This is a genomic window from Ruegeria sp. BG6 (genome assembly GCF_056538465.1).
The window spans coordinates 1-986 of the sequence record NZ_JBQFTB010000047.1 but is presented as its reverse complement, the minus strand read 5'-3'; the positions used below and the strand labels follow the sequence as shown (position 1 = coordinate 986).

At 62.2% G+C, this 986-nt stretch carries 2 protein-coding genes; both read right to left on the bottom strand.

All coding sequences use genetic code 11. The features are described from left to right. Positions 1-106: 106 nt before the first annotated feature. A complete protein-coding gene (locus ACR0JW_RS23860) occupies positions 107-493 on the bottom strand; it encodes a hypothetical protein (protein ID WP_480714613.1) in 387 nt (128 codons plus the stop codon). Beyond that, positions 478-986 (bottom strand): hypothetical protein (locus ACR0JW_RS23855; RefSeq protein WP_480714612.1); only part of this gene is annotated, 509 nt, incomplete at its 5' end. The genes ACR0JW_RS23860 and ACR0JW_RS23855, both read right to left, overlap by 16 nt.

Below are 986 nucleotides of genomic sequence, written 5' to 3'. Positions count from 1 at the left end.
ATCCGGTAAGCCCACCCCACATGGGGCGGAAAATATCCTTGATGCGGTTGCCCGGTCCAGAGGACCTCTTCGCCCGCAGGGATATGTGTTCGCCACCACCCGTCGCTCATCCCGCGGCCCTTTCGATAGCGGCCTTGGTGGCGGCAGGGTTCGCCTGGTATTTGATGAGGTGCTTGTCGCCGCCCCGTGTCACAACCTGAACAAAGCTGCCCATCGTATTGACGGCTTCGATCTGGTTCAGCGCGATAACCCGAGGGCCCGGGCCGGTGTGGGTGGTGTCAGACAATTCCCACGTATTGTTCAACTCCTCCGAGGCCAGATACCAGGCGCGAAAACCGATAGCGGCCAGCCCGGCTGGCGCGCCGGTCCAGACATAGGGGTTGCCGATCAACCACAGCACCAGCATCGCGCCCGCCATCGCAATGGCGGCGAGGGTCAGGTTGGTCTGGATATAGGCGCGTTTGTCCGGGGTGAAGGTTACAGGATAAGCCATAGGGCACCTCCGATAACGAGCAGGGCGAGAACCGCCATCAGGGCCGATCCGACACGGCGAGGGGCATCGTTGTCGATGGGCATCTGCGGGGCCGAGAAAGGCTTGGCGCTTTCGGTTTCGATTGCACCGCCGGTCCAGTTCGTGGACTCTTCGGTGAAAAGACCCAGCAAATGCAGGCGAGGATCAGGGTTCAGTTGCGCTGCGCGCCCGCCAAAGGCCGCACTGCGGACAACCAAGACCCAGCCTTCGATGGCTTCAAGCATGCTGCGATCCAATTGATCCTCGGACACGCCGCCGCCCTCGTGCAGATAGCCATAAAGCCCAAGGTCTTCGAGGTCGGAGACCGGGAAAATGTCGATTTGATCGGCGTCCAGACCATCGACACCCAGAACCTGATCGGCCGCGCCGGGTTCGCGCAGGAACTTGGCCTCTTCCGGGCGCATGTCCAGCGCGAACAGGCGGATCACGCCGTGTTCATGGGGGGCGACGGTCA

Bases quoted from the DNA above. Each gene is read 5' to 3' on its own strand.
- ACR0JW_RS23860 (WP_480714613.1), bottom strand. From the start codon at position 493: ATGGCTTATCCTGTAACCTTCACCCCGGACAAACGCGCCTATATCCAG.